Consider the following 25,346-nt stretch of genomic DNA (forward strand, 5'->3'; position numbering starts at 1 on the left):
AGCTTTTGCCCCATGACCACTGCAATCGAGCGCGCCGACCGCCGCGTCAGCCCGGTCTTCCTGTCGCTCGTCGCCGTGATGGCGGTGTCGGGATGGGCCGTCTGGAGCCAGCAGCTCGCGGCGAGCACCGGCTTCGCCGTCTTCCTGTTCGTGGTGTCCGGCTGGGTGGTGTCGCTCTGCCTGCACGAATACGCGCACGCCCGCACCGCGCTGCACAGCGGCGACATCTCGGTGGGCGCCAAGGGCTATCTGACGCTGAACCCCTTGAAGTACACCCACGCGCTGCTGAGCATCGTGCTGCCGGTGATCTTCGTGATCATGGGCGGGATCGGCCTGCCGGGCGGTGCGGTGTTCATCGAGCACGGCCGGATCCGGGGGCGCTGGCGACACAGCCTGATCTCGGCGGCCGGCCCCCTGACGAACATCCTTTTCGCGGCCGCGGTCTCCGCCCCGTTCTGGCTGAATCAGCTCGACGGCGTCCCGGACCCCTTCCGCTACGCACTCGCGTTCCTGGCCCTGCTCCAGGTAACCGCGGCGATCTTGAACTTCGTGCCGGTCCCGGGCCTGGACGGCTACGGCGTGATCGAGCCCTGGCTCTCCCACAAGCTGCGGCGCCAGGTGGAGCCGTTCGCGCCGTTCGGGCTTCTCGCGGTCTTCGGGCTCCTGTGGGTACCGGAGATCAACAACGTGTTCTTCGACCTGGTCCACGCCGTCCTGCGCGCCCTGGGCGTGACCGACTGGGACAGCTACTGGGGCCTGGAATTCTTCCGCTTCTGGCAGGGCGAGCCGGAGATCCCCCCGGTCAGCGGCCTCGGCTGAGCGCAGGGGCGCGCGGCGCCCCCGCCCGCGTCTCAGGCGGAGGTTGCGGGCTGTTCCGCGCGGGCCGCGCGCTCCAGCTTGGCCCTGCGGAAGTAGAACCACGCCATGTTGCTGGAGATGCCGGCCATCAGGATCCAGACGACCCCGAGCCAGCTGCCCTGGACGAAGGAGACGACGGCCGCGGCGACGGCGAGGACGCACAGGACGACGGCCCAGAGGGCGAGTCGCGGGACCGGGCGGGTCGAGGGCGCGGAGGGCATGGGGGTCGGCTCCTGTCGGGAGTGGTGCGGTCCTCCCCAGTGTCCCCCATGCCCGTGCGTGCCCCGCGCGGGGCCGGACGGCGGTGGCCGCCGCGGGGCTTTTCCCGGAGCGCTCCCGGCTCAGACGTCCGTGACGCGCAGGCCCGCGTGCGCCTTGTAGCGGCGGTTGACCGAGATCAGGTTGGCGACCAGCGACTCGACCTGGTGGGCGTTGCGCAGCCGGCCCGCGAAGACGCCGCGCATCCCGGGGATACGGGCGGCCAGCGCCTGCACGACGTCGGTGTCCGCGCGGGCCTCGCCCAGCACCATCACATCGGTGTCGATCTCCGCGATCTCCGGGTCCTGGAGCAGCACCGCGGACAGGTGGTGGAAGGCGGCGGTCACCCGCGACTCCGGGAGCAGGGCCGCGGCCTGCTCGGCTGCGCTGCCCTCCTCGGGCTTGATCGCGAAGGCGCCCTTCCTGTCGAAGCCGAGCGGGTTGACGCAGTCGACGACGAGCTTGCCGGTCAGCTCCTCGCGGAGGGACTCCAGGGTCTTGGCGTGACCGTCCCAGGGCACCGCCACGATCACGACATCGCTGCGCCGGGCGCATTCGGCGTTGTCCGCGCCCTCGACACCCAGGCTGCTCAGCTGGGGGTCCGCCGCCGCGGCCTGCGCGCGCTCGGCGGCCCGGGAGCCGATGATCACCTTCTGGCCGGCCTTGGCGAACCGGTATGCCAGGCCGCGGCCCTGGTCACCGGTGCCGCCGAGGACGCCGACCACGAGGCCGGAGACGTCCGGGAGGTCCCAGGGGTCGCGCTTGAGGGCGGCCTTCGCGCGGGTGGCGGCGTTCGGGGACTGGGCATCGTCTGGAGTAGTCATGACAGCGATCCTGTCACGCCTTCACACCGCCGTCGGTGAGCCCCGTACGCCAGTAGCGCTGGAGCACCGTCATCAGCACCATCAGCGGCACCACGGACAGGAACGCGCCGCCCACCGTGTACTGGTAGAGCACCGGTTGGCGGTCGGCGTAGCCGGTCCACGACGTCAGGCCCAGCTGGATCGGGTAGAGGTCGGAGTCGGAGAGCATCACCAGCGGCAGGAAGAAGTTGTTCCAGATGTGCACGAACTGGAACAGGAAGACGGTGACCAGCGCCGGCGTCATCAGCCGCAGCCCGAGACCGGCGAAGATCCGTGCCTCGCCCGCGCCGTCGAGCCTGGCCGCTTCCAGGAGCGCGTCGGGCACCGCCGCGGTGGCGTAGATCCGGCACAGGTAGACGCCGAACGGGCTGACCACGCTCGGGATCAGCACCGCCCAGTAGGTGTTGGACAGGCCCATGCCGCTGAACAGGAAGTAGAGCGGCAGGGCGAGCGCGGTGCCGGGGATGAGGACGCCGGCGAGCACCACGTTGAAGATCGCTTCCCGGCCGGGGAAGGGGAATTTGGCCAGCGCGTAGCCGGCCGCGGCGGACAGCAGGGTCGCGCAGACCGCGCCGATCCCGGCGTACAGCAGGGAGTTGGCGAACCAGCGGGTGTAGATGCCGTCGTCGTAGGTCAGCACGTCGAGGAGGTGGTCGACGGGGTGCGGGTCGGCGAACCAGAAGCCGAAGGTGCCGAAGAGGTCGGCGCTGCTCTTGGTGGCCGAGACGATCAGCCAGTAGACCGGCATCAGGAAGTAGAGCGCCGCGACGGTCAGCAGCGAGGTGGTGAGGATGCGGTAGCGCAGCGGGGTGCGCGTCATCGCCGCTCCTTGGCGCGCCCGCCGGCCAGCCGCAGGAAGCCGAAGGACAGTGCGCACGCCACGAGCGCGAGCAGCACCGCCTCGGCCGCCGCCACATGCTGGTTGTTGCCGACGAACGCCTCGCTGTAGGCGTGCAGGTTGGGCGTGAAGCCGGAGTCGATGGCGGAGGCGAGGGGCCGCAGCACCATCGGTTCGGCGAACAGCTGGAGGGTGCCGATGATGCTGAAGACACCGGTCAGGACGAGCGCGGGCCGGATCAGCGGGATCTTGATGTGCCGGGCGACCTGCCAGGCGTTGGCGCCGTCGATCCGCGCGGCCTCGTACAGCTCCGTGGGCACGGCCTTGAGCTGGGCGATCAGGACCAGCATGTTGTAGCCGGTGAACTGCCAGGTGACGATGTTGGCGATGGACCACAGGACGGTGCCGGAGGAGAGGAAGTCGACGTCCCAGCCGGCGGATCGGGCGATCTCGACCAGCGGGCTGATGCCGGGCACGTAGAGGAAGCCCCACAGGATCGAGGCGATCACTCCGGGCACGCCGTACGGCAGGAAGAACGCGCTGCGGAAGAAGGTGACGCCGCGGGCGCCGGCGCTCTCCAGGAGCAGGGCCAGCACGGTGGCGAGGACGATCATCAACGGGATCTGCACGGCGCCGAAGAGCAGCACCCGGCCGAAGCCGGCGAGGAAACGGTCGTCGGCCAGGGCGTGGGCGTAGTGATCGAGGCCGGTGAACACCTCGCGTTCCCGGCCCAGGCCGAGCGGCCCGGTCCGCTCGGTGCGGTACAGGCTCTGGTGGACGGCGTAGACGATGGGCGCGACGAAGCAGAGGGCGAAGAGGGCCAGGAAGGGCAGCACGAACCCGGCGGCCACACGGGCGTTGCGGGCCTCGGTGCGGCGGCGCGGGCGCCGGCGGGCGGGCCGGTGGGGAGGGCGGGCGCCCGCCTCGCGCGGGGCCGGCGGGCCGGTGTCCGCCCGGCTCAGGGTGTCCCGGTCGGACCCGCTCATCCGCCGCTCTCCACCTTCAGGCCCTTGCCCTTGAGGTCGGAGACGGTCTGGCCCTGGACCTTCTTCAGTACGGCGCGGAAGGAGCCCCCTTCGGCGAGCGCGTCGGTGAAGGCGTCGCCGAGCCGCTGGTAGAGGGTGTCCACGCCGGGCCCCCACCGCCAGCTGGTGTCGACGTGTGCGCCCGCGTCCGCGAAGACCTTGCTGTAGTTCTGGCCGCCGAAGAACTCCTTGTGGACGTCGAGATCGGCGGTGGTGTAGCCCTTCTTGGCGCTGGGGAAGCCGTAGCCGCCGTCGATCAGCAGCGCGATGGACTCGGGGGCGGTGTTGAGCCAGACGGCGAAGTCGAGGGCGTCCTTGGGGTACCGCGACTTCGCGAAGACGGCGGTCGTGGAGCCGCCCCAGTTGGCGTGCGTGTCGTCACCGGCCCGCCACTGCGGGAGCGGCGCGGCCCGCCAGGCGCCCTTGGTGCCCGGCGCGTTGCCGGCCAGCAGCGCGTCGCCCCAACTCGCGCCGATCCACGCGGGGATGGCTCCGGTCTGCACGTCCTTGTACCAGGCGTTCTGCCGGTCCGGGATGGTCTTGACGAGCTTTCGCCGGACCAGCGCCTCCCAGTAGTCGGCGACCTTCCGGGTGGGTTCGTCGTCGAGGTGCACGATCCAGGTGTCGCCGTCGGTGGCGTACCACTTGGCGCCCGCCTGCCAGGCCAGGCCGGCGAAGCGGTTGCCGTTGGTGGGGGCGAACGTCTCGATCCAGGCGCCCTTCCTGCGGATGGCCCCGGCCGCCGTCTCGTAGTCGTCCCAGGTCTTCGGGACCGGCACGTCCCACTTGTCGAACAGGTCCTGGCGGACGAACAGGCCCATCGGCCCGGATGCCTGGGGGATGGCGTAGACGCCCTTGCCGAAGACGGACTGCTGCCACTGCCAGCCGGAGAACCGGCTCTTGTGGCGGGCTACGCCGAGCGGGCCGAGGTCCAGCAGCCCGTCGTCGAGCAGAAAGCTGGGGACGACGGGGTATTCGATCTGCCCCAGGTCCGGCGGGTTGCCCGCCTTGATGGCGGCGTGCATCTTCGCGTACTGCTGGCCGTTGACCGCGGACACCTTCTCCACCGCGACCTGGACCTCGGGGTTCTCGCGGTTCCACAGGTCCACGGGCTTGTCGATGCCCGGGACCCAGGACCAGAAGGTCAGGGTGATCTTCTGGCCCTTCTTGCGCTCCCGGGGCGCGTCGCCGTCGCCGCCCCCGCTGTCGCCGCAGCCGGCGAGCGCGAACCCGGCGGCGGCAGCGGCAGCCCCGCCCAGGACCGTTCTGCGGTGCATGTCGTTGCTGGTCATGCAGGCTCCTCCACGGGAATGCGGCGGAAGGTGATCGTCGAGTAGGCGCTGAAGTCGCCGGTCTCGTGGAGCAGCCCGACGGTCGTGTGGTCGAGAGGGACGAGGTCGCAGTACGCGGCGGGGAGACCGGAGACGGTGTGCGCGGTCCGCCAGGTCAGGCCGCGGTCCCGGCTGGCGCGGACGGTCATCAGGGCGCGGGCGTCCGGCTCGGCGGGCCCGCAGTAGAGCAGTTCGTCGCGCTCGGCGAGGTACAGCACGCTGCCGTGGACGACCGGCCCGGTGAGACCCGCCTGCGGCCGGAACGGCGTACGGAGGTGTTCGCCGCCGTCGGCGGACACGGCATCGGCGCGGCGCCAGGCCGCGCCGGACTGGTTGCGGGTGTTCAGATAGAGGCTGCCGTCGGGGAGTTCGGCCGCGGTGGTCTCGTTGGGGGCGACGGAGGGGTGGCTGTCACTGTCGGTGTAGCCGATCCTCCAGGTGGCGCCGTCGTCGTCGCTGAGCAGCGCGTGGCCGCCGTTGTAGCGGGGTTCGGTACCGGTGTGGGCGGGGTCCAGGGGCGGGTTGGAGTGATTGGCGGGAACCACCAACCGGCCGGCGTACGGGCCCCGGCGCAGCCGCACCGCATGGCCGGGCCCGGTGGCGTACCACCGCCATTCCGGCCGCTTGGCCATGTCGGTGAGGTCACGGGGCGCGCTCCAGCTCATGCCGTCGTCGTCGCTGTGCTGGAGCCACACACGGCGACCGTCGGCCGCGGGGACCTGCCCGCGGCGGATGCGGTCCTCGGTGGCATCGGCGGCGTTGCGGACCTGGAGCAGCAGCACCCGCCCACCGGCCAGGACCAGGGGCGCCGGATTGCCCGCGGTGCCGCCGCCGTTGCGGGCGACGACCTGGAGCGGGCCCCAGGTGCGGCCGCCGTCGGCGGAGCGTTTGAGGACGATGTCGATGTCGCCGGAGTCGGCGGCCGAGGAGACCCGCCCCTCCGCGAAGGCGAGGACGGCCCCGGAGCGGGCCCGCACGGCGGCCGGGATGCGGAAGCTCGCATACCCCTCGGTCCCGGCCCGGTACGGCACTGAACTCTCGTACGCCACGGGTCACCCCCAACGGCCGGACGTAGGACGTCCCTTGTCCTGTTTCGTGACCATAGAGAGCGCCCAACTGGCCGTCAAGACACCCGACATGGCCCGCTTTCGGGCCGGTGAACGGCGGCTCTCATCGGGATGAAGACCCGGTGTCCGAGGGGCTTGCGCGAGGAGCGCGCCGTACGCATGGAGCGGTGCCGGGCCGCCCGACCCGAGGATGTGGCGCCGAACGGGTGACGTGCCCCCGGACCGGTGACGTACCGCCGCCGAAGCGGTGCACCGTTGACCGGCGGACCGCGCCCGCGTCTAATGTGGCGTCGACACCGGACATCCCATGTCCCACGTCTCGCGGTGGCTTCCCGCCCGGCCGCCGCACGGCCGCTGGAGCGCCCATGCCACTGCCCGCACCGCTGCACGGCGTCATCCCGCCGGTCTGCACCCCGCTCGACGCCCGGGGCGAGGTGGACACCGCCTCCCTGACCCGTCTGGTGCATCACCTCCTGGACGGCGGGGTGCACGGGCTGTTCGCCCTCGGCTCCACCAGCGAGGTCGCCTACCTCACCGATGCCCGGCGCGCCCTCGCGCTGGAGACCGTGGTGAAGGCCGCCGCCGGCCGGGTGCCGGTGCTCGCCGGGGCCATCGACACCACCACGTCGCGGGCCGTGGCCCAGGCCGGCACCGCCGCGGCCCTGGGCGCCGACGCCCTGGTGGTCACCGCGCCGTTCTACACCCGCACCCACCCACGGGAGATCGCCGCGCACTTCCGCCACATCCGCGCGACGGTGGACCTGCCGCTGTTCGCCTACGACATTCCCGTCGCGGTGCACAGCAAGCTGTCCACCGAGCTGGTGCGCGAACTCGCCGCGGACGGCACGCTCGCCGGGGTCAAGGACAGCAGCGGGGACGAGGGCGCGCTGCGCCGCCTGATCGTCGCCCTCGGTGGCCGCACCGGCCGCCGCACCGGCCCGGCGCCCGGCTTCGCTGTCCTCACCGGTTCCGAACTGACCGTGGACGCGGCGCTGTTGGCGGGCGCCGACGGCGTCGTCCCGGGCATCGGCAATGTCGACCCGGCGGGCTACGTGCGGCTCTACGACGCCGCGCGGGCCGGCGACTGGGAGCGGGCCGCCACCGAACAGGAGCGACTGGTCGCCCTGTTCGCCATGGTCGAGGCCGCTCCGGAGTCGGAGATGGGCCGCAGTTCCTCGGCGCTGGGTGCCTTCAAGGCGGCACTTCGGCTCCTCGGCGTGATCGAGCGGGGGGACACCGCCTTCCCGCAGCTCCCGCTGAGCGAGCGGTCCGTCGCCGAGGTCGCGCGCAGGCTCACCGCCGCCGGTCTGCCACCGGTGCGGTGACGCGGGCGGGCACGCGGGTGTCTCAGGCCGCCCGCGTCGCGGGGCCCGCACCGCCCCCGCTTCGCGCTCCGGCGCGTGCCGCACGGTTGCCCCGGTCACCGCTCAGGTGCCGCCGGCCAAGTCCCGTACGGGTGACAACGCTGGAAACTCCCCCTGTGGGGCAGCCGGTTGGGGCAGGATGCCGGGCCATGGATGCCGTACGCGTCGCCCTGCTGCGCGAGGTCCTCGCCGGAACCGAGTGGGTCCAGGCCACCCGCCACTTCGCGGGGTCGCTGCGCGCCTCCGTCGCGCCGCACGGCGGCGGATTGCTGCTGGTCGGCAGCGCCGCGTACGAGCCCTGGCACCTGGCCGCCCATCTGGACGACGAGGCCGCCTGGTCGGGCCTGCCGGAGCTGTCACCGACGCTCGTCAGGCACCGCGTCACCGGCGGACAGCCGGCCCACCTGTCGGTGGGGCTGGGCCGGCTGGAGGCGGCGGGACGCGGCGAGACACTGCTGGTGGTCACCCCGGAGCAGCCGGGGGCCGAACTGCTGGAGCGGGTGCACGACGCCCGGCGCAACGGCGCGACGGTGCTCGCCCTGGACTCCGGCGACCGCGATCTGCACGCCCTCGCCCATGACGCCCTCGCCGCACCCCCGGCCGCGACCGGTGACGGCACGGACGCCGAGGGGACGCAGGACCTCGACCTCGACACCCTCCAGCATCTGGTGAGCGCGGCCGCCGGGGAGAACGGGGTGCCCGCGCCACGCCGGCACCGCCGCTTCCGCGACCGGCTCACCCGGCTCGCCGAGGAGCTGACCTCGCCCCCGCCACCACGCTGGTGAGCGCCCGGGGCCGACGCCCCGGCCCGCACGTCCGCCCGCCGCAAAATCCTTTGCGCCGCCCGGCACCCGCGCGGACGATGGTGCGTCGTGACCTCGGCTCCTCCCCCACCGTCCCGCCGCCGCGCGGCCGCCCTGCTGCCCGACCTGGCGCCGTGGCGCTCCTCGCGCGACTTCCGGCTGATGTGGTGGGCGGGCGCGATCACGGTCTTCGGCAGTTTCCTGACCTTCGTCGCGGTGCCGTTGCAGCTCAAGGAGCTGACCGGCTCCACGCTCGCGGTCGGGGCGCTGGGCGCCGTCGAGATCGTCCCGCTCACCGTCTGCGGACTCTACGGCGGCGCGCTCGCCGACTCCGTGGACCGTCGCCTGCTCATCGTCCGGACCGAGATCGCGCTCGGCGCACTGGCGGTCCTGCTGCTGCTCAACAGCCTGCTGGCGGACCCGATGGTGTGGCCGCTCTACGTGATCACCGCGGCGTCCAGCGCGCTGACCGGACTGCAGCGGCCGGCGCTGGACGCGATCGTGCCCCGCATCGTCGCGCCCGACCAGCTCGCCGCGGCCGCCGCCCTCAACGCGCTCCGCCGGCAGGTCGGCGCCATCGCGGGACCGGCGCTGGCGGGCGGGCTGGTCGCCTACGCCGGGGTGCGCTGGGCATACGGGATCGATGTGGTGACGTACGCGGCGTCGGTGCTGCTCGGACTGAGGCTGCGGCCGTCGCCCGCCTCGCACGACGCCAGGAAACCGTCGCTGCGCGGGATCGCCGAGGGCGCGCGCTACGCCTGGAGCCGCAAGGAACTGCTGGGCACCTACGCCGTCGATCTCACGGCGATGGTGTTCGCCTTCCCGCTCGCGATCTTCCCGTTCCTCGCGGACGACCTGGACGCCCCGTGGGCCCTCGGGCTGATGTACGCGGCGCTGCCCGCGGGGTCCCTCCTGGTGAGCCTGACCAGCGGCTGGACGTCGCGCGTCCAGCGGCAGGGCCGGGCGGTCGCGTTGGCGGCCGCGGGGTGGGGGCTGGCGATCACCGCCGCCGGGCAGATGCACGACGTCCGGCTGGTGCTGCTGTTCCTGGTGCTGGCCGGCTCCTTCGACATGATCAGCGGCATCTTCCGCTCGGCGATGTGGAACCAGACGATCCCCGACGAACTACGGGGCCGGCTGGCGGGCATCGAGCTGCTGTCGTACTCCGTGGGCCCGCAGCTGGGCCAGGTCCGGGTCGGCGGGATGGCGGCCCTGACGACCGTACGGACGTCGGTCTGGGCGGGCGGTGTGCTGTGCTTCGTGGCCGTCGGGCTGCTGGCGCTCGCCCTGCCGACGCTGATGGCGTACGACGCCAGGACCGATGTGCACGCGCGGCGGATGCGTGAGCGCCGGGCGGCCGGGGACGGCGCCCCCGCGCGGGCCGGAGCCCAGGACCCCGATCCGGACCCGGCGCCGTCCTGACACCGGAGGACCGGGGGGCGGGGGCGGGGCAGTACGGGCCAGGGGCCGTGGGGCCGGGCGGGGGCTCGGCGGATGCCGCCGCCCCCTGGGCCCGGGGACCTAGGGGGTCCCGTCCCCCTCGGCGCCCTTGGTCTTGTCATGCCACTTGGGGTCGTTCTCCCACTCCAGGTTGCGTTCCCGCGCCGTCTCCATGGCGTGCGCGGCCTCCTCGCGGCTCTCGTAGGGCCCGAAGCGGTCGGCGGCCCGGCATTCGGGGCCCTCCTCGACCGTTCCGTGCTTGAGGCAGTAGTACCACTCGCCGGTTTTGCCGACCGTACGCCTCTTGAACAGCGCCATTGCCGCCTCCTCTGGGTAACTCCCGTGCCGCCATCCTGCCCGAAGCCCCGCGGATACACTCGTTGTCATGTCTGGCCAGTCGCTTCTTGTCCCGGGGACCATCTCCCCCACCCGCCCCGTGCCCTCCTCGATCCCGCGCCCCGAGTACGTCGGGAAGGCCGCGCCGACCCCTTATAAGGGGCCCGAGGTGCAGGACGCCGAGACGCTCGAGCGGATGCGGATCGCCGGCCGGATCGCCGCGCAGGCGATGGAGGAGGCCGCCAAGCTCATCGAGCCGGGCGTGACCACCGATGAACTGGACCGGGTGGCCCATGAGTTCATGTGCGATCACGGCGCCTACCCCTCGACGCTCGGCTACCGCGGCTTCCCCAAGTCCCTGTGCTCCTCGCTCAACGAGGTCATCTGCCACGGCATCCCGGACTCGACGGTCCTCCAGGACGGCGACATCGTGAACCTGGACGTCACCGCCTACATCAACGGTGTGCACGGCGACAACAACGCCACCTACCTGTGCGGCAACGTGGACGAGGAGTCCAAGCTGCTGGTCGAGCGCACCCGCGAGGCACTCCACCGCGCGATCAAGGCCGTCAAGCCGGGCCGGCAGATCAACATCATCGGCCGGGTCATCGAGTCCTACGCCAAGCGGTTCGACTACGGGGTGGTCCGGGACTTCACCGGCCACGGCATCAACTCGTCGTTCCACTCCGGTCTGATCGTTCCGCACTACGACAGCCCGCACCACACCACCGACATCCAGCCCGGCATGACCTTCACCATCGAGCCGATGCTGACGCTGGGGTCCTACGACTACGACATGTGGGACGACGGCTGGACGGTCGTGACCAAGGACCGCAAGCGCACCGCGCAGTTCGAGCACACCCTGGTGGTGACGGAGTCCGGGGCGGAGATTCTCACGCTTCCCTGATCTCCCGCGGGGGTAGGCTTTTACCGACAGGGCGTCGGGAACAGGGTTGACTTAGGTAAGCCTAAGTAGTTGGCTGGGTCCCAGCGGCGACGATCCGTTCCCGTCCGCCCCCCTCGGTTCCCGGAGGTCCGCCTTGGAAGCCCTCAGCCCGACCCCGCCCGCTCCGTTCTCGACGGTCATCCGCACCGCCTCGCACGAGCAGCACACCGAGGCCGAGAACTCCTCCTTCATGAGCGACCTCCTCGGCGGCAAACTCGGCGTTCACGCCTACCGCCGCTACACCGAACAGCTGTGGTTCGTCTACCGCGCCCTGGAGGACGCCTCCGAGGCGCTCACCGACGACCCCGTCGCCGGCCCCTTCATCCACCCGGAGCTGGCCCGCACCGCCCAGCTGGAGCGCGACCTCGCCCACCTGGGCGGGCCGTCCTGGCGCGCGGGCCTGGAGCCGCTGCAGGCCACCGCCGCGTATGCGGAGCGGGTCTCGCACTGCGCCCGCGACTGGCCCGCGGGCTATGTCGCGCACCACTACACCCGCTACCTCGGCGACCTCTCCGGCGGCCAGATCATCCGCGGCACGGCCGAGAAGACCTGGGGCTTCGCGCGCAAGGGCGACGGCGTGCGGTTCTACGTCTTCGAGGACATCGCCAACCCGGCCGCCTTCAAGCGCCACTACCGCGAGCTGCTGGACGCCCTGCCCGTCGACGACCTGGAGAAGCAGCGCGTGGTCGACGAGTGCAAGCGGGCCTTCGCGCTGAACAGCGCGGTCTTCCGGGAGCTGGGCGAGGAGTTCCCGCTGAGCGCCTGACGGACGCGGGCACGGGCGGGTGCCCGCGCCGGCGCGCTACGGCGTATCGACGCGCACCCGCCCACCGACGTCGATCGTGCCGTCCGGGTACGGGCGGGTGAGGATCTGCGATCCGGCGCCCTGGCGCACGTCCAGCGCGCGTCCCAGCTCATGTGTCAGCAGCAGCGCGGCCGCGCCGGTGGCCTCGTCCTCGACGATGCCGTCGCCACGGCGCGGGAACGCCCGCGCGCGCACCACTCCCGCCGCCTCGTCCTGCCAGGCCCAGGCGTAGAGCCAGCCCTCCCCCGGCGGCGGCGCCGGCAGCGCGTCGACCTCGGCCACCGACGCGTACCGCTCGGTCCTGCGGTCGGGCACCCACTCCGCACGGCCGCGCACCCAGGTCAGCTCCTCGTCGAAGGTCACCGCGACCTCGCCGGCCGGGGGACGCAGCGTGCGAGGCGGTCGGCCAAGGCCGCGCAGCAGCCAGGCCAGCCCGACGAGCGGGTGGCCGGCGAAGGAAAGCCGGACGCTCGGCGTGTGGATGTCGACCGTGCCGCGCGCCGCGTCGTCCAGGAACACGGTTTCGCTGAAGCCGAGTTCGGCGGCCAGCGCGGCGCGCGCCGCACGGTCGGGGACGGCCGAGCCGTCGCGCACCACTCCCAGCGCGTTACCGCCCGTCCCGCCGGGCCCACAGAACACGTGCAACACGTCGAATTCGATCATCCACCCATCCAACAGCACGGCACGGCAAGGGAATCCGGGTGCGGGCACCCGTCGGCGGTTGCGATCATCGGGGGTTATGGACTCCTGCGACGGCCGAGACGCCCGGGCCGGCCGGCATGACGCGGGGGCGGCACCGACCCTGCGGCGACTGACGGCGGACGACTCGGTGCCGGAGATCACCGCGCTGCTGCACCGCGCCTACGCCGACCACGCGGCCGCGGGACGCGTCTTCTTCGCCTCGTACCAGAGCGACCGCGACACCCGCTACCGGCTGGACCGCGGCGAGTCCTGGGTGGCCGTCGAGGACGGCCGCATCGTCGGCACCGTCACCCTCACCGGCAACCACCACTCCCCGCCCGGCTACCCGGTGCCCCACGGACACGGCTCGCTGTGGCAGCTTGCCGTGGAGCCGGACCGCCGCGGCACGGGGCTGGGCGACCGCCTGCTCGCGCATGCCGAGCGCCGGATCGCCGCGCTCGGCGCGTCCCGCGTCGTCTTCGACACCTCCTCCCTGGCCACCGAACTGATCGCCTGGTACGAGCGCAGGGGGTACCGGCCGGCGGGGACCTATGACCGGTCGGTCACCAACTACCGGAGCGTCGTACTCGCCAAAGCCCTCTAAGGGCCCCGCGCACGGACCGCCCCTTACCTTGACCAGCCCTTGAAGGTCCCTTGGCGGGACGCGTGTCGGACCGTGACCGAGTCGTAGCTCATGAGAGCCGAATCACTGGACACGAGGGGAAGTATTCAGGTAAGCCTCGGATAAGTTAGGGCCGCCTTAGTGGGCAGTCCCCCGTTCCCGCACCGACAGACACGCCTGGAGCCCCTTCATGCGAGCCCTCCGCTCCTCCGCCGTTGCCGCCATCGCCGTGGCCACGACCCTCACCGCCGTCGCCGGCTGCGCCGAGAAGAGCGACGCCAAGGCCGGCGGCAAGGGCGTGATCGAGGTGACGGCGACCGACACCGGCTGCGAGGTCTCCGCGAAGGAGTTCCCCGCCGGTCACGTCCGGTTCGCGGTGCAGAACAAGGGCTCCAAGGTCACCGAGGTCTACGTCTACGCCCCCGGCGACCGGATCGTCACCGAGCGGGAGAACATCGGCCCCGGCACCCGGGCGGAGATCACCGCCGAGATCAAGGCCGGTTCCTACCAGATCGCCTGCAAGCCCGGCATGAAGGGCGACGGCATCCGCCAGAAGGTCACGGCCAGCGGCAAGGGCGAGACCGTCAAGCGCGACCCCCGGCTGGACGCCGCGGTCGCCACGTACCGCAAGTACGTCCAGGAGCAGGCCGACGAGACGCTGCCCAAGGCGAAGGAGTTCGCGGACGCCGTGAAGGCGGGCGACATCGACGCCGCGAAGAAGGCGTACGCCGTCTCCCGCATCGGCTGGGAGCGCACCGAGCCGGTCGCCGAGTCCTTCGGCGACATCGACCCCAAGGTCGACGTCCGCGAGGACGGCCTGGAGGACGGCCAGAAGTGGACCGGCTGGCACAAGCTGGAGAAGTCGCTGTGGGAGACCAAGAAGCTCTCCGACGCCGACTCCGAGCTCGCCGACCGGCTGATCAGCGACCTCAAGGACTGGCAGAAGCGGGTCGGCAAGGCCGAGATCACCCCGACCAGCATGGCCAACGGCGCCAAGGAGCTGCTCGACGAGGTCTACACCGGCAAGGTGACCGGTGAGGAGGAGCGCTACAGCCACACCGACCTGGTCGACTTCCAGGCCAACGTGGACGGCGCGCGCAAGGCGTACGAGCTGCTCAAGCCGGTCGCGGCGAAGAACGACGCGGCGCTGGCCAAGGAGCTGGACAAGCAGTTCGCGGCGATCGACAAGCAGTTGGACGCCTACCGCGAGGGTGACGGCTTCGTCTCGTACGACACCGTCGACAAGGGCGAGAAGAAGGAACTGTCCGACGGCGTCAGCGCGCTGGCCGAGCCGCTGTCGAAGCTGGCCGCCGCCGTGGCGACCGCCAAGTAGTCCATCGCGAAGCAGGGAGTCACGATGACGACCGACGGTCAGCAGCCGGAGACGGGCGACGTCCCGGCGACGGGCACAACCGGCACCGACACCGGCACGAAGGACGACCCGACCGGCGCTCCGGGCGGCCGCACGCCGTCCCGGCGCTCGCTGCTGGGCTGGGGCGGCGCGGGGCTGGCGCTCGGCGCGGTCGCGGCCGGCGGCACGGCCGCGGCGCTGCGCACCGGCAGCGACGCCCAGCCGGCCGCGGCGGACGCGACCGCGGGCGCCGCGGTGCCCTTCCACGGCGCGCACCAGGCCGGGATCGCCACCGCCGTCCAGGACCGGCTGCACTTCGCCGCGTTCGATGTCACCACCGACGACCGTGACGAGCTGATCGCGCTGCTCAAGGAGTGGACGAAGGCGGCGGCGCGGATGACCGCGGGGGACGCGGTCGGGGACGGCGCGGTCGGCGGGCTCGCCGAGGCACCGCCGGACGACACCGGTGAGGCGCTCGGCCTGCCGCCGTCCCGGCTCACCCTGACGTTCGGCGTCGGCCCCTCCCTCTTCGAGAAGGACGGCAAGGACCGGTTCGGCCTCTCGGCCCGGCGGCCCGAAGCGCTGATCGAGCTCCCGAAGTTCCCCGGCGACAACCTCGACCGGACCCGCAGCGGCGGTGATCTGTGCGTCCAGGCATGCGCCGACGACCCGCAGGTCGCGGTGCACGCGATCCGCAACCTGGCCCGGATCGGCTTCGGCAAGGTCGCGATCCGCTGGTCGCAGCTGGGCTTCGGCAAGACCTCCTCGACCACGCCGGACGCGCACACGCCGCGCAACATGTTCGGCTTCAAGGACGGCACCCGCAACATCGCGGGCACCGATGACGCGGCCCTCGCCAAGCACGTATGGGTGGGCGAGACGCCCGACGCGGGCGACGCGGGCTGGATGAACGGCGGTTCGTACCTGGTCGCCCGCCGGATCCGGATGCTCATCGAGACCTGGGACCGCACTCCGCTCAAAGAGCAGGAGGACATCTTCGGCCGGGACAAGGGCGAGGGCGCGGCGGTCGGCAAGAAGCACGAGCGGGACGAGCCGCATCTGAAGTCGATGCTGCCGACCGCGCATGTGCGGCTCGCGCACCCGGACTCCAACGGCGGGGCGCGCATCCTGCGGCGCGGCTACTCCTTCACCGACGGCACCGACGGTCTGGGACGGCTGGACGCGGGGCTGTTCTTCCTCGCCTACCAGCGCGACGTCCGTGCCGGCTTCGTGCCGCTGCAACGCAATCTGGCGCGCAACGACGCGCTCAACGAGTACATCCAGCACGTGGGTTCAGCGGTCTTCGCGATGCCGCCGGGCGTCCGAAACGCGGACGACTGGTGGGGCCGGGCACTGTTCGCCTGAGGTTGTCGACACCGTGGACGACCGCATGAAGGAAGGAAAGGGACCGACGTGTTCGGCAACTACCTGATCGGGCTGCGCGAGGGGCTGGAGGCCAGCCTCGTCGTGTGCATCCTCATCGCCTATCTGGTCAAGACCGGCCGGCGCGAGGCGCTGCGGCCGGTCTGGATCGGCATCTCGCTGGCCGTGGTGCTGTCGTTCGCCTTCGGCGCGGCGCTCCAATTCGGCTCGCAGACGCTGACGTTCACCGCGCAGGAGGCGCTCGGCGGCTCCCTGTCGATCATCGCGGTGTGCCTGGTGACGTGGATGGTCTTCTGGATGCGGCGCACCGCGCGGCATCTGAAGAAGGAACTGCACGGCAGGCTGGACGCGGCGCTGTCCGTGGGCACCACGGCGCTGGTGGTCACCGCGTTCTTGTCGGTGGGCCGCGAGGGGCTGGAGACGGCCCTGTTCGTGTGGACCGCCGCGCAGTCCGCGCAGGACGGCGTGCGGCCGCTGATCGGCGCGCTGCTGGGCCTGCTGACGGCCGTCGTGCTGGGCTGGCTGTTCTACCGCGGTGCGGTACGGATCAACCTGGCGAAGTTCTTCACCTGGACCGGCGGGATGCTGGTGGTCGTCGCGGCGGGCGTGCTGGCGTACGGCTTCCACGATCTCCAGGAGGCCGAGTTCCTGCCGGGCCTGCACCAGCGGGCGTTCGACATCAGCGAGCAGTTCCCGGCCGACAGCTGGTACGGCACGCTCCTGAAGGGCATTTTCAATTTCCAGCCGGATCCGACCGTCCTTCAGGTCACGGTGTGGGCTCTGTATCTGATCCCCACGCTCGCCCTCTTCCTCGCCCCCGGTAGGGTTGCGCCGAATCGTGCCACCCCGGCGGCCTCCCCGTCCGCCCCGGTCGCCCCGAAGGAGCCCGAGCCCCATGACACGCAGGTCGCCGTTCCGGGTGCCCGCAACATTGACGTCGGCAGCCGCGGCGCTGGTGATACTGAGCGGGTGCATGACGGTGCACGGCGAAAGGGAGATGCTGCCGGCGGTGACGAAGGCTGAGGGCGCCAAGGCGCTCCAGCAGTTCGCCGACGGCTTCAACAAGGCCAACCGCAAGCTCGATCCCTCGGTGAACGCCTCGTACGAGTCGGGGGCACTGCTGGCCATCGACCAGGCGGGCGTCAAGGCCGCGCGGGGCGTCCGGCCGCAGGGCAACCCGAACTTCACCCCGCTGACGTTCAAGGACGCGCACTTCACGGTGCCCAAGCAGGCGGGCTGGCCGAAGTACTTCGTCGCGGACGCCGTCAGCAACCGCAAGAACAGCCGCTGGTACCTGGTGTTCAGCCGGGACGGCATCGACGCGAAGTGGCGTGCGGTGTATCTGGCGACGTTCGCCGGCAACGCGGCACCGCAGTTCAAGACGGACAAGGACGGCTTCGCCGAGGCGGTGCCGGCCGATGCCGCGTCCGGTCTGACGGTGGCCCCGGGCAAGCTGAGCCGGCGGTACGCCGACTACCTCAACACCGGCAAGGGCGACCTGTTCGCGCCCGGCCGGAACACCGACGGCTGGCGCGCGACCCGCGCCAGGGACGCCGACCAGCTGGGCGCCCGGATCCAGTGGGAGGACCGGCCCGCGGCCTTCCCGCCGGCGGCCCTGCGGCTGAAGGACGGCGGGGCGCTGGTGTTCTTCTCGACCCTCTACCACCAGCAGAAGACGGTCTCCGAGGGTCTGACGATCAAGGTGCCGCCGAGCCTTCAGGGGATCGTGCAGGGCTCCGCGAAGAACACCAACAAGATGACCTTCACCACCGTGTCGGGCCAGGCGGTCGAGGTGCCGGCCAAGGACGCCGGAGGCAAGGTCGTCGTGCTGAACCGCATCGAGGCGAAGACATCGGCGAAGGCGCTGTGACGGGCGTGGCGGACGGTCGCCGCCGGTAGGCGGTCCGCCGTGTCATGGGGTCGCCGGGTGTCCGGCGGCCCCTTCGGCGTCTTCCGCGGGGTCCCTGGGGAGTTGCCGTACGGCCCCGGCAAGGCCGGCGAGGCCCGTAGGTCCAGGGGGCCGTTCAGCGGCCGATCGGCCAGGCCGCCGACTCGTGGTGGGGCACGCGGTCGAGGAACTCGGCGCAGGCGTCGGTGAGCGACTCCAGCAGCGTCAGCGGGTCGGGCAGCGGCAGTTCGGGGCCGCGCAGCCAGCTCACCGCCGGCTGGTCACCGGGCAGGCGGGAGGGCGGCAGCAGCACGTAGCTGCCGCGGCAGTGCCAGCGCAGACCGGGGTGTTCGTCCAGGGTCTCGGGGTGGCAGTCCAGTTCGCAGGGCCACCACTCGTCCTCGTCGTCCGGGGTGCCGCGGGTGGCGGTGAAGAACAGCATCCGGCCGTCGCGGGTTCCGCTGCCGCTGAGGGTGATCGGTCCGACGTCGATGCCGGCCGCGTCCAGCCGGCCCAGCGCGCTGCGGCCCGCTTCGACGGGGACGTCGAGCACGTCGTGGATGATGCCGGTGGCGGTGATGAAGTTGGCGTGCGGGAGGGTGCGCAGCCAGGCGGCGACCTTGTCGCGGTCGGTGGTGGCGACGGTCTGCCAGCCGAAGGAGATCGGGTGCCGGCCGGGGGTGGGACACCCGATGCGTTCACAGGAACAGCCGTAGCCGGAGGGGTGCGCCGCCGGGGCGATGGGGAGACCCGCGTCGGCCGCCGCCAGCAGCAGGTCCTCACGGCCGCGCGCGGCCGTCGATCCCGTGTCCGTATCGCCGCCGTCCGATCCGCTCTTCGGCCGGCGCAGCCACTGGGAGAACCTGCTCTTGCGTTCCATCTATCCCCTCACTTCGAGCGGTGGTCTGGGATCAATGCTGCCACCATCCTGCGCCTCGGGTGACCGGTGTGCGGATCCGGGGTGAACGGAGAACCGACGAATGGGGGCATTCACCCCCATCTTCACCGGGCCGGCCGGAACTTTCAGGGACGCGCCCGCAGACCGCGCAGCGCCAGGTCCACCAGGGTGTCGACGAACTCGTGGGTCAGTTCACCGGTCCGCATCAGCCACCGCTGTGAGAAGGGACTCAGGACCATCTCCGCGGCGATCCGGGGATCGATGTCGGCGGCCACCTCGCCCGCCTCCTGGGCCGCACGGATCCGGTCGACGTAGACACCGATGCCGGGCTCAAGCAGCCGGGAGACGAAGGTGCGGGACAGCTCCTCGTCGTTGGCGCCGGCCGCCGCGAGGGCGCGGTAGGGGGCCTGGAACGCCGGGTTGTTGAACTCGTCCGCCGTGGCCCGTAGTACGGCCTTCAGGTCCGTCGCCAGGTCGCCGGTGTTCGGCATGCCCTCCTCGTAGCCGTCCACGTCGACGGTGAAGGCGTCCAGCAGGACGGCGGCCTTCGAGGGCCACCAGCGGTAGATCGTCTGCTTGCCGACCCCGGCCCGGGAGGCGATGCCTTCGATCGTGAGCTTGTCGTAGCCGACCTCGCCGACGAGCGCGAGGGCGGCGTCGAAGATCGCGCGACGGGAGCGCTCGCTGCGGCGCGAGGCATCGGGGGGTGTCTTGTTGGCCATGGGTGAAGTCTAGCCAAGTGAGGCGAGACGTATCGTCTTGACAAGACGCACCGTCTCGCTCACTCTGAACGGGAAGCGAGACGATGCGTCTCGCTCAGCTCCCCGTCCGTCACGGCCGGCCGGAGCCGACGGTGAAGCCGGTCACCAACGGGACCGTGGGACCGGCCCTGACGAAAGGACCACCTCATGAGCAAGGGAAAAGCGGGCGGCATGCTCGGCGTCGGCGGCACCCGCAACAAGCTCTCCCGCGGCGCGCTGCGCGGCGGCGCGGGCGGCGGCCCGCACGGCGGCGGCCGGCCCGATCCGCAGGCACAGCGCCGCGAACTGCTGCGCAAGCTCCAGGAAGCGCGGACGGAACGGTCCGGGCGGTCTACCGACGGCGACTCGTGAGGACCGAGGTCAAGAACGCGGCCAGTCGTCACCCCAGGAGGCGTCGCGAGCCGCCCGGTAGAGGTCGCCGTGGCGCTTGGTGACCGTGGCGCGCTGCAGCCCCTCCTCCGCGGTGCACAGGTCCAACAGCACCTGTCCCTTGCGGAGTTGGGGCTTGCGGACGATGCGGGAGTGGGCCGGTGAGGCGTCGAGGGCGGTGGCGGCGACGTAGCTGTACTTCTCGTCCTCGTACGGGAGGGAGCCGCCCTTGACCTGGCGGTGGAGGGAGGAGCGGCTGACCCGGGCGGCGAAGTGGCACCAGTCTCCGGCGGCTCCTGCCGGCGGGGGGTTCCCCGCACCGGAGATGATCGGGCAGGTGTCGCTGTGCGGGCAGGGCGCGACGATCCGCAGGCCGGCCTCGATGAGCTGCTCGCGGGCGGCGATGATGCGGCGATAGCCCTCGGGGGTGCCCGGTTCGATCAGTACGACGGTCCGTGCGGTGGCCGCGGCGGCCACCACGGCCCGGCGGGCCTCCGGCCGCAGCTCGCCCAGCACGTAGGACACGGTCACCAGGTCCGTGTCCGCCGGGACCGCCAGCGATTCGTCGATGATCTGCCGCTGCCACCGGACGTCCGGCAGCACGCCGTCCGCCAGCTCACGGCCGAGGTCGAGCGCGGGCTGCGCCCAGTCCAGCACGGTGCTCCGGTGGCCCTTCCAGGTGGCCGCGGCGGCCCAGGTGGCGGCTCCGGTGCCGCCACCGATGTCCACATGGGTGGCCGGCGACCACTGCGGCAGCCGGTCGGCGAAGGCGCCCAGCGCGGCCCGTACCGCCTCGAAGGTCGCCGGCATCCGGTAGGCGGCGTACGCGGCGACATCGGCGCGGTCCCGGAGCACCGGCGCGTCGGTGGGCGTACGGCCCCGGTAGTTGGCGATCAGCCGCTCGACGGCCTGCACGGCCTGCTTGGGCGGCAGGCCGTCGAGCAGGACGGCCAGTGCGGCCCGCAGTTCCTCGTGCATTCGGAAAAGTCTACGGGGCCGGGACGCGCACCTTCCGCGCGGCGGGCAAGGAGGCAGGGGCGGCCGGGAGGGGTGGTGCCGGGCGGTCAGCCGGCGCGGGCGACGGCGCGGGCCAGGCAGTCCGCGGCGGCCGCGCGGGGCGCGCTGCCACCGTTGCGGCGGCACGGGTGGACGGTGTTGGCGAGGAGCACCAGGAAGGTGTCCGTGGCCCGGTCCAGGACCAGGCTGGTACCGGTGAAACCGGTGTGGCCCGCCGCGCCGCGCCCCGCCAACTCGCCCATGAAGTACGGCTGGTCGACGCCGAAGCCGAGTCCTGGCGGGTCGAGCAGGGCGGCGACGGCGTCCGGGCCCAGGATGCGGGCGGTGCCGTACGCGCCGCCGTTGAGCAGCGTCCGGCAGAGCACGGCCAGATCCTGGGCGGTGGAGAAAAGACCCGCGTGCCCGGCGACCCCGCCCAGCGCCCAGGCGTTCTCGTCATGGACCTCACCCCGCACCATGCCGCGGTCCGCCTTGGCCCACGGACGCCGCTGGTCCTCCGTCGCCGCCACGCCCTGCGGCGCCAGTGGCCCGTAGGAGGTGCTGAGCATGCCCAGCGGGGCGGTGATGCCCTCCCGGACGAGGATGTCCAGGCGCCGCCCGGTGAGCTGCTCCAGCACCAGCTGGAGGGCGATGAGGTTGAGATCGGAGTAGAGGTACCGGCCGGCCGGACCGCCGGCGGGGGCCGCCACCTCCCGCCACAGCAGCGCCAGCTGGGCGGCACGCCCCTGATGGTCGTGGAACGGCAGCTCCGGGCGGAGGCCCGAGGTGTGGTCGAGCAGCTGCCGCACGGTGATCCCGGGGGCGAAGGCGGGCAGGTGGCCGCGGACCTCGTCGTCGAGGGCCAGGAAGCCGCGCTCGACCTGCTGGAGCGCGGCGACGGCCGTGAAGAGCTTGCTGAGGGAGGCGAGGTCGAAGACGGTGCCGACCCGCATCGGCTCCCAGCGGTCCCGCGGCAGGTCCACGCCCCGCTGCCGCTCCGGGTCGTAGGCGCGGTAGCGCAGCGCCCAGCCGGCGGCGTCCTCGGCGGCGACGACCGGGCCGCGCCCGGCGAGGACGACGGCTCCCGCACACCAGGCGGGCCGCCCTCCGGGCAACGCCCGCACGCCCTGGACCAGCCGTTCCATCCAGGTCGGGTCGAGGCCGGCCCGGGCCGGAGTGCCGTATCGGAGCCTGGGTGCGTTCAGAGCCTGTTCCCCTCGCCGGCGGTGCTCCCGGTGGTCTCCCCCCTACGCTGCCACGGGCGGCACATCCCCAGGAAGCTCACGAGCGCCAATACGGCGCAGGAAAGCTGTACGACGGCCATCGGCACGGCGGTCCGCTCCCCCGCGATGCCCACCAGCGGGGACGCCACCGAGCCGAGGAGGAAGGTCGAGGTGCCCAGCAGCGCGGAGGCGGAGCCGGCCGCGTGCGGGGTGCGCAGCAGCGCCTGGGTGTTGGTGCTGGGCATGACCAGGCCCATGGACGCCATCAGGACGAAGAGACCGGCCGCCATCGGCACCAGGCCGACGGCGCCGAACACCCCGGAGGACATCAGCAGCAGGCCCGTCGCGGCGACCGCGATCAGCGCCAGGCCGGTGCCGAGCACCATGTCGAGGCTGACCCGGCCCACCAGCACCTTGCCGTTGATCTGGCCGACCAGCACCAGGCCGACGGAGTTGATGCCGAAGAGCAGGCTGAAGGTCTGCGGGGAGGCGCCGTAGATCTCCTGGACGACGAACGGCGAGGCGGAGATGTAGGCGAAGAGGGCGGCGAAGGCGAAGGCGCTGACGAGGAGGTAGCCGGAGAAGGCCCGGTCGGCGAGCAGATCGCGCATGGTGCGCAGGGTCTGCCCGAGGCCGCCGGAGTGCCGGCGTTCGGGCGGCAGGGTCTCCGCCAGCTTGCGCCAGACCAGCAGGGTCAGCAGGACCCCGACGACGGTCAGTACGACGAAGACGCCGCGCCAGTCGGTGACCTGCAGGATCTGGCCGCCGATCAGCGGCGCGACGACCGGCGCGACCCCGGAGATGAGCATCAGGGTGGAGAAGAACCGGGCCATCGCCACACCGTCGTACAGGTCACGCACCACCGCCCGTGCGATGACGATGCCGGCCGCGCCTGCCAGGCCCTGCAACAGGCGGAAGGCGATGAGGAGTTCGGCGTTGGTGGCGACCGCGCACAGGGCGGTGGCCAGGATGTAGATCACCATGCCGGCGAGCAGCGGGCGGCGGCGCCCCCACTTGTCGCTCATCGGGCCGACGATCATCTGGCCGAGGGCCATGCCCGCCAGGCAGGTGGTGAGCGTCAGCTGGACGGTGGCGGCCGGGCTGTGCAGGGAGGCGGTGACCTCCGGCAGGGCCGGGAGGTACATGTCCATGGAGAGCGGCGGGACCGCCGTGAGGCCGCCGAGGACAAGGGTGACGAGGAGGCTGGTGCGGCGGGACGCGGCCGGTGCTGCTGCCGCGCCCCGCTCGGCTATCGGGGGAAGATCCTTGGTCTCGGCCGTGCTGGGGCCGGGCTCCGTCATGAGCGTCTCCATGGTTTGTTGATGGCCGCACCATGGTGTCATGCACGGACCTGCCGCAAGGCCGGTTGCGCCTGGGCCGTTGGACCTAGGCCGGGGCGTAGGTCCAGGCCCCGACCCTCGGGTCCGGAGCCCTGGGAACCGGCGGAATGCGAGCCTCCGCGTACTCCGCCGATCGGGTGAGTGCGGCCCGCGCGCCGGGCGGCCCGGGGGCGCCCCGCCCGGGGTCAGGCCGGCTTCAACCCCGGGTCCCCGGCCTCCGAGACGAAGGACGCCGCGGTGGTGATCGGCGCCCCCTGCGTGGTGACGGCGGACACCGTCCGGTAGTCGCCGCGGGCGGTGTCCTGGTCCAGGGTGACGGTCACGTAGCCGCGCCGGCCGTTGTAGAACTTCATGTGCGGGTTGGCCGCCATGAAGGTGTCCCAGTTGGCGGGCTTGTCGGCGCCGTTCTTGCCGCTGGCGACGGAGGTCGTGACGAACTCCACGCCCGCGGTGCGCGACCCCGGGTCCTTGACGTCCCGCTTGATGTCGAGGGCGTAGTGGACGTGCACATCGCCGGTGAGCACGACGAGGTTGTCCACGCCCGCCGACTCCGCGCCCGCCAGGACCCGCTCGCGAGAGGCCGGGTAGCCGTCCCAGGCGTCCATGCTGACCTGGTAGGCGTCGCCGGTGGCGTCCCGCCGCTCGGAGAAGGTGACCTGCTGCGGCAGTACGTTCCACCGCGCGGTGGACTCGCGCCAGCCGTCGATCAGCCAGCGCTCCTGGGCGGCGCCGGTCAGGGTGCGGCGGGGGTCCGCGGACTCGGGACCCGGCGCGTGCCAGCCGTCGCCGTACGCCTGGTCCGAGCGGTACTGGCGGGTGTCGAGGATGTCGAACTGCGCCAGCTGTCCGTACTGGACGCGGCGGTAGAGGCGGGCGTCGGAGCCCTGCGGCCGCTGCGGGCGGCGCAGCGGCTGGTTCTCCCAGTACGCGCGGTAGGCGGCGGCCCGGCGGACGAGGAACTCGGCGGGCGGGAGGTTGCCCTCGCTGATGTCGGAGGCGTAGTTGTTCTCCACCTCGTGGTCGTCCCACGTCACGATGAAGGGGTGCGCGGCGTGCGCGGCCTGCAGGTCCGGGTCGGACTTGTACAGGGCGTAGCGCAGCCGGTAGTCCTCCAGGGTGACCGTCTCGCGGTTGAACAGCGAGGGCAGGGTCCGGTCGGTGTAGGCGCGGGCGCCGCCCGCCGCCGTCACCGGGTACTCGTACAGGTAGTCGCCGAGGTGGAAGACGACGTCGAGGTCTTCCTGGGCGAGGTGCCGGTAGGCCGTGAAGTAGCCGTCGTGGTAGGCCTGGCAGGAGACCGCACCGAGCTTGAGGTCGTTGATGCGGGCGCTGCGGGCGGGCGCGGTGCGGGTGCGGCCGACGGGGCTTATCCAGTCCCCGGCGCGGAAGCGGTAGTAGTAGACGCGGTCGGGCGCCAGGCCGGTGGGCTCGATGTGCACGGAGTGGTTGAACTCCGGGTGGGCGTCGGCGCGGCCCTGGCCCGCGAGCCTCGTGAAGTGCTCGTCATAGGCGACTTCCCAGCGGACCGGGACCCTGGCGTCCGGCATGCCGTTGCCCGGCTCGTAGGGGCGCGGGGCGAGCCGGGTCCACAGCACCACGGAGCCGGGCAGCGGGTCACCGGAGGCGACACCGAGGGTGAAGGGGTTGTCCTTGATCTTCCGCGCGTCGGCCTCCGCGGCATACGCGGCACCGCCACCCGGCAGATTGGTCGCGAAAGCGAGCGCGGCGGCGGCTCCGGTGACGGTGAGAAAGCGACGGCGGCCGACGTGCGCGGCGGCGGCCCGGATCTCCTGATCGTGCGCGGCGTGCTGGGTCATCTGCCCCTCCCCTGACGGTGGTTGTCACCGGTGATTGGACGGGCGGAGGACGGCGCGACGCTGTCCCGTGTACGACTCATGCA

The 25,346-nt window shown here is 72.2% G+C and carries 26 protein-coding genes; 12 read left to right on the forward strand and 14 right to left on the reverse strand.

Going from position 1 to position 25,346, the window contains the following annotated elements:
* Positions 1–12: 12 nt before the first annotated feature.
* On the forward strand, positions 13–819 hold the full coding sequence (locus ACH4FH_RS28210; protein WP_398558732.1) for a site-2 protease family protein: 807 nt from the start codon (positions 13–15) through the stop codon (positions 817–819).
* A gap of 32 nt (positions 820–851) precedes the next feature.
* On the opposite strand, the gene ACH4FH_RS28215 is transcribed toward ACH4FH_RS28210, so the two are convergent.
* From ACH4FH_RS28215 to ACH4FH_RS28240, 6 genes are all read right to left on the reverse strand, one after another.
* Positions 852–1,079 (reverse strand): hypothetical protein, encoded by a 228-nt coding sequence (locus ACH4FH_RS28215; protein ID WP_398558733.1) that lies wholly within the window; start codon positions 1,077–1,079, stop codon positions 852–854.
* A 120-nt stretch (positions 1,080–1,199) separates the two neighbouring features.
* Entirely contained in the window at positions 1,200–1,940 is a 741-nt protein-coding gene (gene npdG / locus ACH4FH_RS28220; protein WP_398558734.1) for an NADPH-dependent F420 reductase, read from the reverse strand.
* A 13-nt stretch (positions 1,941–1,953) separates the two neighbouring features.
* The gene (locus ACH4FH_RS28225) at positions 1,954–2,799 is read right to left on the reverse strand and encodes a carbohydrate ABC transporter permease (protein WP_398558735.1); all 846 of its coding nucleotides are present in this window, start codon (positions 2,797–2,799) and stop codon (positions 1,954–1,956) included.
* A complete protein-coding gene (locus ACH4FH_RS28230) occupies positions 2,796–3,803 on the reverse strand; it encodes a carbohydrate ABC transporter permease (protein ID WP_398558736.1) in 1,008 nt (335 codons plus the stop codon). Before ACH4FH_RS28230 ends, ACH4FH_RS28225 begins: the two co-directional genes overlap by 4 nt.
* Entirely contained in the window at positions 3,800–5,134 is a 1,335-nt protein-coding gene (locus tag ACH4FH_RS28235) for an ABC transporter substrate-binding protein (RefSeq protein ID WP_398558737.1), read from the reverse strand. Before ACH4FH_RS28235 ends, ACH4FH_RS28230 begins: the two co-directional genes overlap by 4 nt.
* Positions 5,131–6,222 carry an exo-alpha-sialidase gene (locus ACH4FH_RS28240; protein WP_398558738.1) on the reverse strand — a complete coding sequence of 364 codons (1,092 nt, stop codon included), beginning with the start codon at positions 6,220–6,222 and terminating at the stop codon, positions 5,131–5,133. Before ACH4FH_RS28240 ends, ACH4FH_RS28235 begins: the two co-directional genes overlap by 4 nt.
* A gap of 383 nt (positions 6,223–6,605) precedes the next feature.
* On the opposite strand from ACH4FH_RS28240, the gene ACH4FH_RS28245 reads away from it, so the two are divergent.
* The 3 genes from ACH4FH_RS28245 (at position 6,606) to ACH4FH_RS28255 (ending at position 9,829) form a co-directional block, all read left to right on the forward strand.
* Complete coding sequence (locus ACH4FH_RS28245; RefSeq protein ID WP_398558739.1) at positions 6,606–7,565, forward strand: dihydrodipicolinate synthase family protein; 960 nt, start codon at positions 6,606–6,608, stop codon at positions 7,563–7,565.
* Positions 7,566–7,753: 188 nt separating this feature from the next.
* A complete protein-coding gene (locus ACH4FH_RS28250) occupies positions 7,754–8,389 on the forward strand; it encodes a hypothetical protein (RefSeq protein ID WP_398558740.1) in 636 nt (211 codons plus the stop codon).
* Positions 8,390–8,569: 180 nt separating this feature from the next.
* The gene (locus tag ACH4FH_RS28255) at positions 8,570–9,829 is read left to right on the forward strand and encodes an MFS transporter (protein WP_398558803.1); all 1,260 of its coding nucleotides are present in this window, start codon (positions 8,570–8,572) and stop codon (positions 9,827–9,829) included.
* Positions 9,830–9,928: 99 nt separating this feature from the next.
* Here ACH4FH_RS28255 and ACH4FH_RS28260 read toward each other — a convergent pair whose 3' ends face one another.
* On the reverse strand, positions 9,929–10,165 hold the full coding sequence (locus tag ACH4FH_RS28260; protein WP_398558741.1) for a hypothetical protein: 237 nt from the start codon (positions 10,163–10,165) through the stop codon (positions 9,929–9,931).
* A 67-nt stretch (positions 10,166–10,232) separates the two neighbouring features.
* On the opposite strand from ACH4FH_RS28260, the gene map reads away from it, so the two are divergent.
* Both map and ACH4FH_RS28270 read left to right on the forward strand, forming a co-directional pair.
* Entirely contained in the window at positions 10,233–11,090 is an 858-nt protein-coding gene (map, locus tag ACH4FH_RS28265; protein ID WP_398558742.1) for a type I methionyl aminopeptidase, read from the forward strand.
* 133 nt (positions 11,091–11,223) lie between these two features.
* On the forward strand, positions 11,224–11,895 hold the full coding sequence (locus tag ACH4FH_RS28270) for a heme oxygenase (biliverdin-producing) (protein WP_398558743.1): 672 nt from the start codon (positions 11,224–11,226) through the stop codon (positions 11,893–11,895).
* Between the two features lie 36 nt (positions 11,896–11,931).
* Here the strand turns inward: ACH4FH_RS28270 and ACH4FH_RS28275 are convergent, their stop codons facing one another.
* The gene (locus ACH4FH_RS28275; protein WP_398558744.1) at positions 11,932–12,597 is read right to left on the reverse strand and encodes a PhzF family phenazine biosynthesis protein; all 666 of its coding nucleotides are present in this window, start codon (positions 12,595–12,597) and stop codon (positions 11,932–11,934) included.
* 76 nt (positions 12,598–12,673) lie between these two features.
* Here ACH4FH_RS28275 and ACH4FH_RS28280 point away from each other — a divergent pair, with 76 nt between their 5' ends.
* The 5 genes from ACH4FH_RS28280 (at position 12,674) to ACH4FH_RS28300 (ending at position 17,841) form a co-directional block, all read left to right on the forward strand.
* Complete coding sequence (locus tag ACH4FH_RS28280) at positions 12,674–13,219, forward strand: GNAT family N-acetyltransferase (protein ID WP_398558745.1); 546 nt, start codon at positions 12,674–12,676, stop codon at positions 13,217–13,219.
* Positions 13,220–13,427: 208 nt separating this feature from the next.
* Positions 13,428–14,570 carry an iron uptake system protein EfeO gene (efeO, locus tag ACH4FH_RS28285; protein ID WP_398558746.1) on the forward strand — a complete coding sequence of 381 codons (1,143 nt, stop codon included), beginning with the start codon at positions 13,428–13,430 and terminating at the stop codon, positions 14,568–14,570.
* 24 nt (positions 14,571–14,594) lie between these two features.
* Complete coding sequence (gene efeB / locus ACH4FH_RS28290) at positions 14,595–15,953, forward strand: iron uptake transporter deferrochelatase/peroxidase subunit (protein WP_398558747.1); 1,359 nt, start codon at positions 14,595–14,597, stop codon at positions 15,951–15,953.
* Positions 15,954–16,001: 48 nt separating this feature from the next.
* Positions 16,002–16,994, forward strand: coding sequence for an iron uptake transporter permease EfeU (gene efeU / locus ACH4FH_RS28295; RefSeq protein WP_398558748.1), 993 nt, complete (start codon positions 16,002–16,004; stop codon positions 16,992–16,994).
* Positions 16,981–17,841, forward strand: a complete 861-nt coding sequence (locus ACH4FH_RS28300; RefSeq protein WP_398558749.1) for a hypothetical protein — start codon at positions 16,981–16,983, stop codon at positions 17,839–17,841. The genes efeU and ACH4FH_RS28300 overlap by 14 nt, the downstream gene beginning before the upstream one ends.
* A gap of 154 nt (positions 17,842–17,995) precedes the next feature.
* On the opposite strand, the gene ACH4FH_RS28305 is transcribed toward ACH4FH_RS28300, so the two are convergent.
* Complete coding sequence (locus ACH4FH_RS28305) at positions 17,996–18,739, reverse strand: bifunctional DNA primase/polymerase (RefSeq protein ID WP_398558750.1); 744 nt, start codon at positions 18,737–18,739, stop codon at positions 17,996–17,998.
* Positions 18,740–18,882: 143 nt separating this feature from the next.
* The gene (locus ACH4FH_RS28310) at positions 18,883–19,479 is read right to left on the reverse strand and encodes a TetR/AcrR family transcriptional regulator (RefSeq protein ID WP_398558751.1); all 597 of its coding nucleotides are present in this window, start codon (positions 19,477–19,479) and stop codon (positions 18,883–18,885) included.
* Positions 19,480–19,665: 186 nt separating this feature from the next.
* Here ACH4FH_RS28310 and ACH4FH_RS28315 point away from each other — a divergent pair, with 186 nt between their 5' ends.
* Complete coding sequence (locus ACH4FH_RS28315; RefSeq protein WP_398558752.1) at positions 19,666–19,869, forward strand: DUF6243 family protein; 204 nt, start codon at positions 19,666–19,668, stop codon at positions 19,867–19,869.
* A 9-nt stretch (positions 19,870–19,878) separates the two neighbouring features.
* On the opposite strand, the gene ACH4FH_RS28320 is transcribed toward ACH4FH_RS28315, so the two are convergent.
* From ACH4FH_RS28320 to ACH4FH_RS28335, 4 genes are all read right to left on the reverse strand, one after another.
* Positions 19,879–20,865 (reverse strand): small ribosomal subunit Rsm22 family protein, encoded by a 987-nt coding sequence (locus tag ACH4FH_RS28320; RefSeq protein WP_398558753.1) that lies wholly within the window; start codon positions 20,863–20,865, stop codon positions 19,879–19,881.
* Positions 20,866–20,951: 86 nt separating this feature from the next.
* The gene (locus tag ACH4FH_RS28325; RefSeq protein ID WP_398558754.1) at positions 20,952–22,028 is read right to left on the reverse strand and encodes a serine hydrolase domain-containing protein; all 1,077 of its coding nucleotides are present in this window, start codon (positions 22,026–22,028) and stop codon (positions 20,952–20,954) included.
* Between the two features lie 56 nt (positions 22,029–22,084).
* On the reverse strand, positions 22,085–23,407 hold the full coding sequence (locus ACH4FH_RS28330) for a multidrug effflux MFS transporter (protein WP_398558755.1): 1,323 nt from the start codon (positions 23,405–23,407) through the stop codon (positions 22,085–22,087).
* 224 nt (positions 23,408–23,631) lie between these two features.
* Positions 23,632–25,263: an alkaline phosphatase D family protein gene (locus tag ACH4FH_RS28335; RefSeq protein WP_398558756.1), complete on the reverse strand. Its 1,632-nt coding sequence runs from the start codon at positions 25,261–25,263 to the stop codon at positions 23,632–23,634.
* Positions 25,264–25,346: the final 83 nt, after the last annotated feature.

The organism is Streptomyces sp. NPDC017993 (assembly GCF_044328065.1).
Classification (GTDB): Bacteria; Actinomycetota; Actinomycetes; order Streptomycetales; family Streptomycetaceae; genus Streptomyces.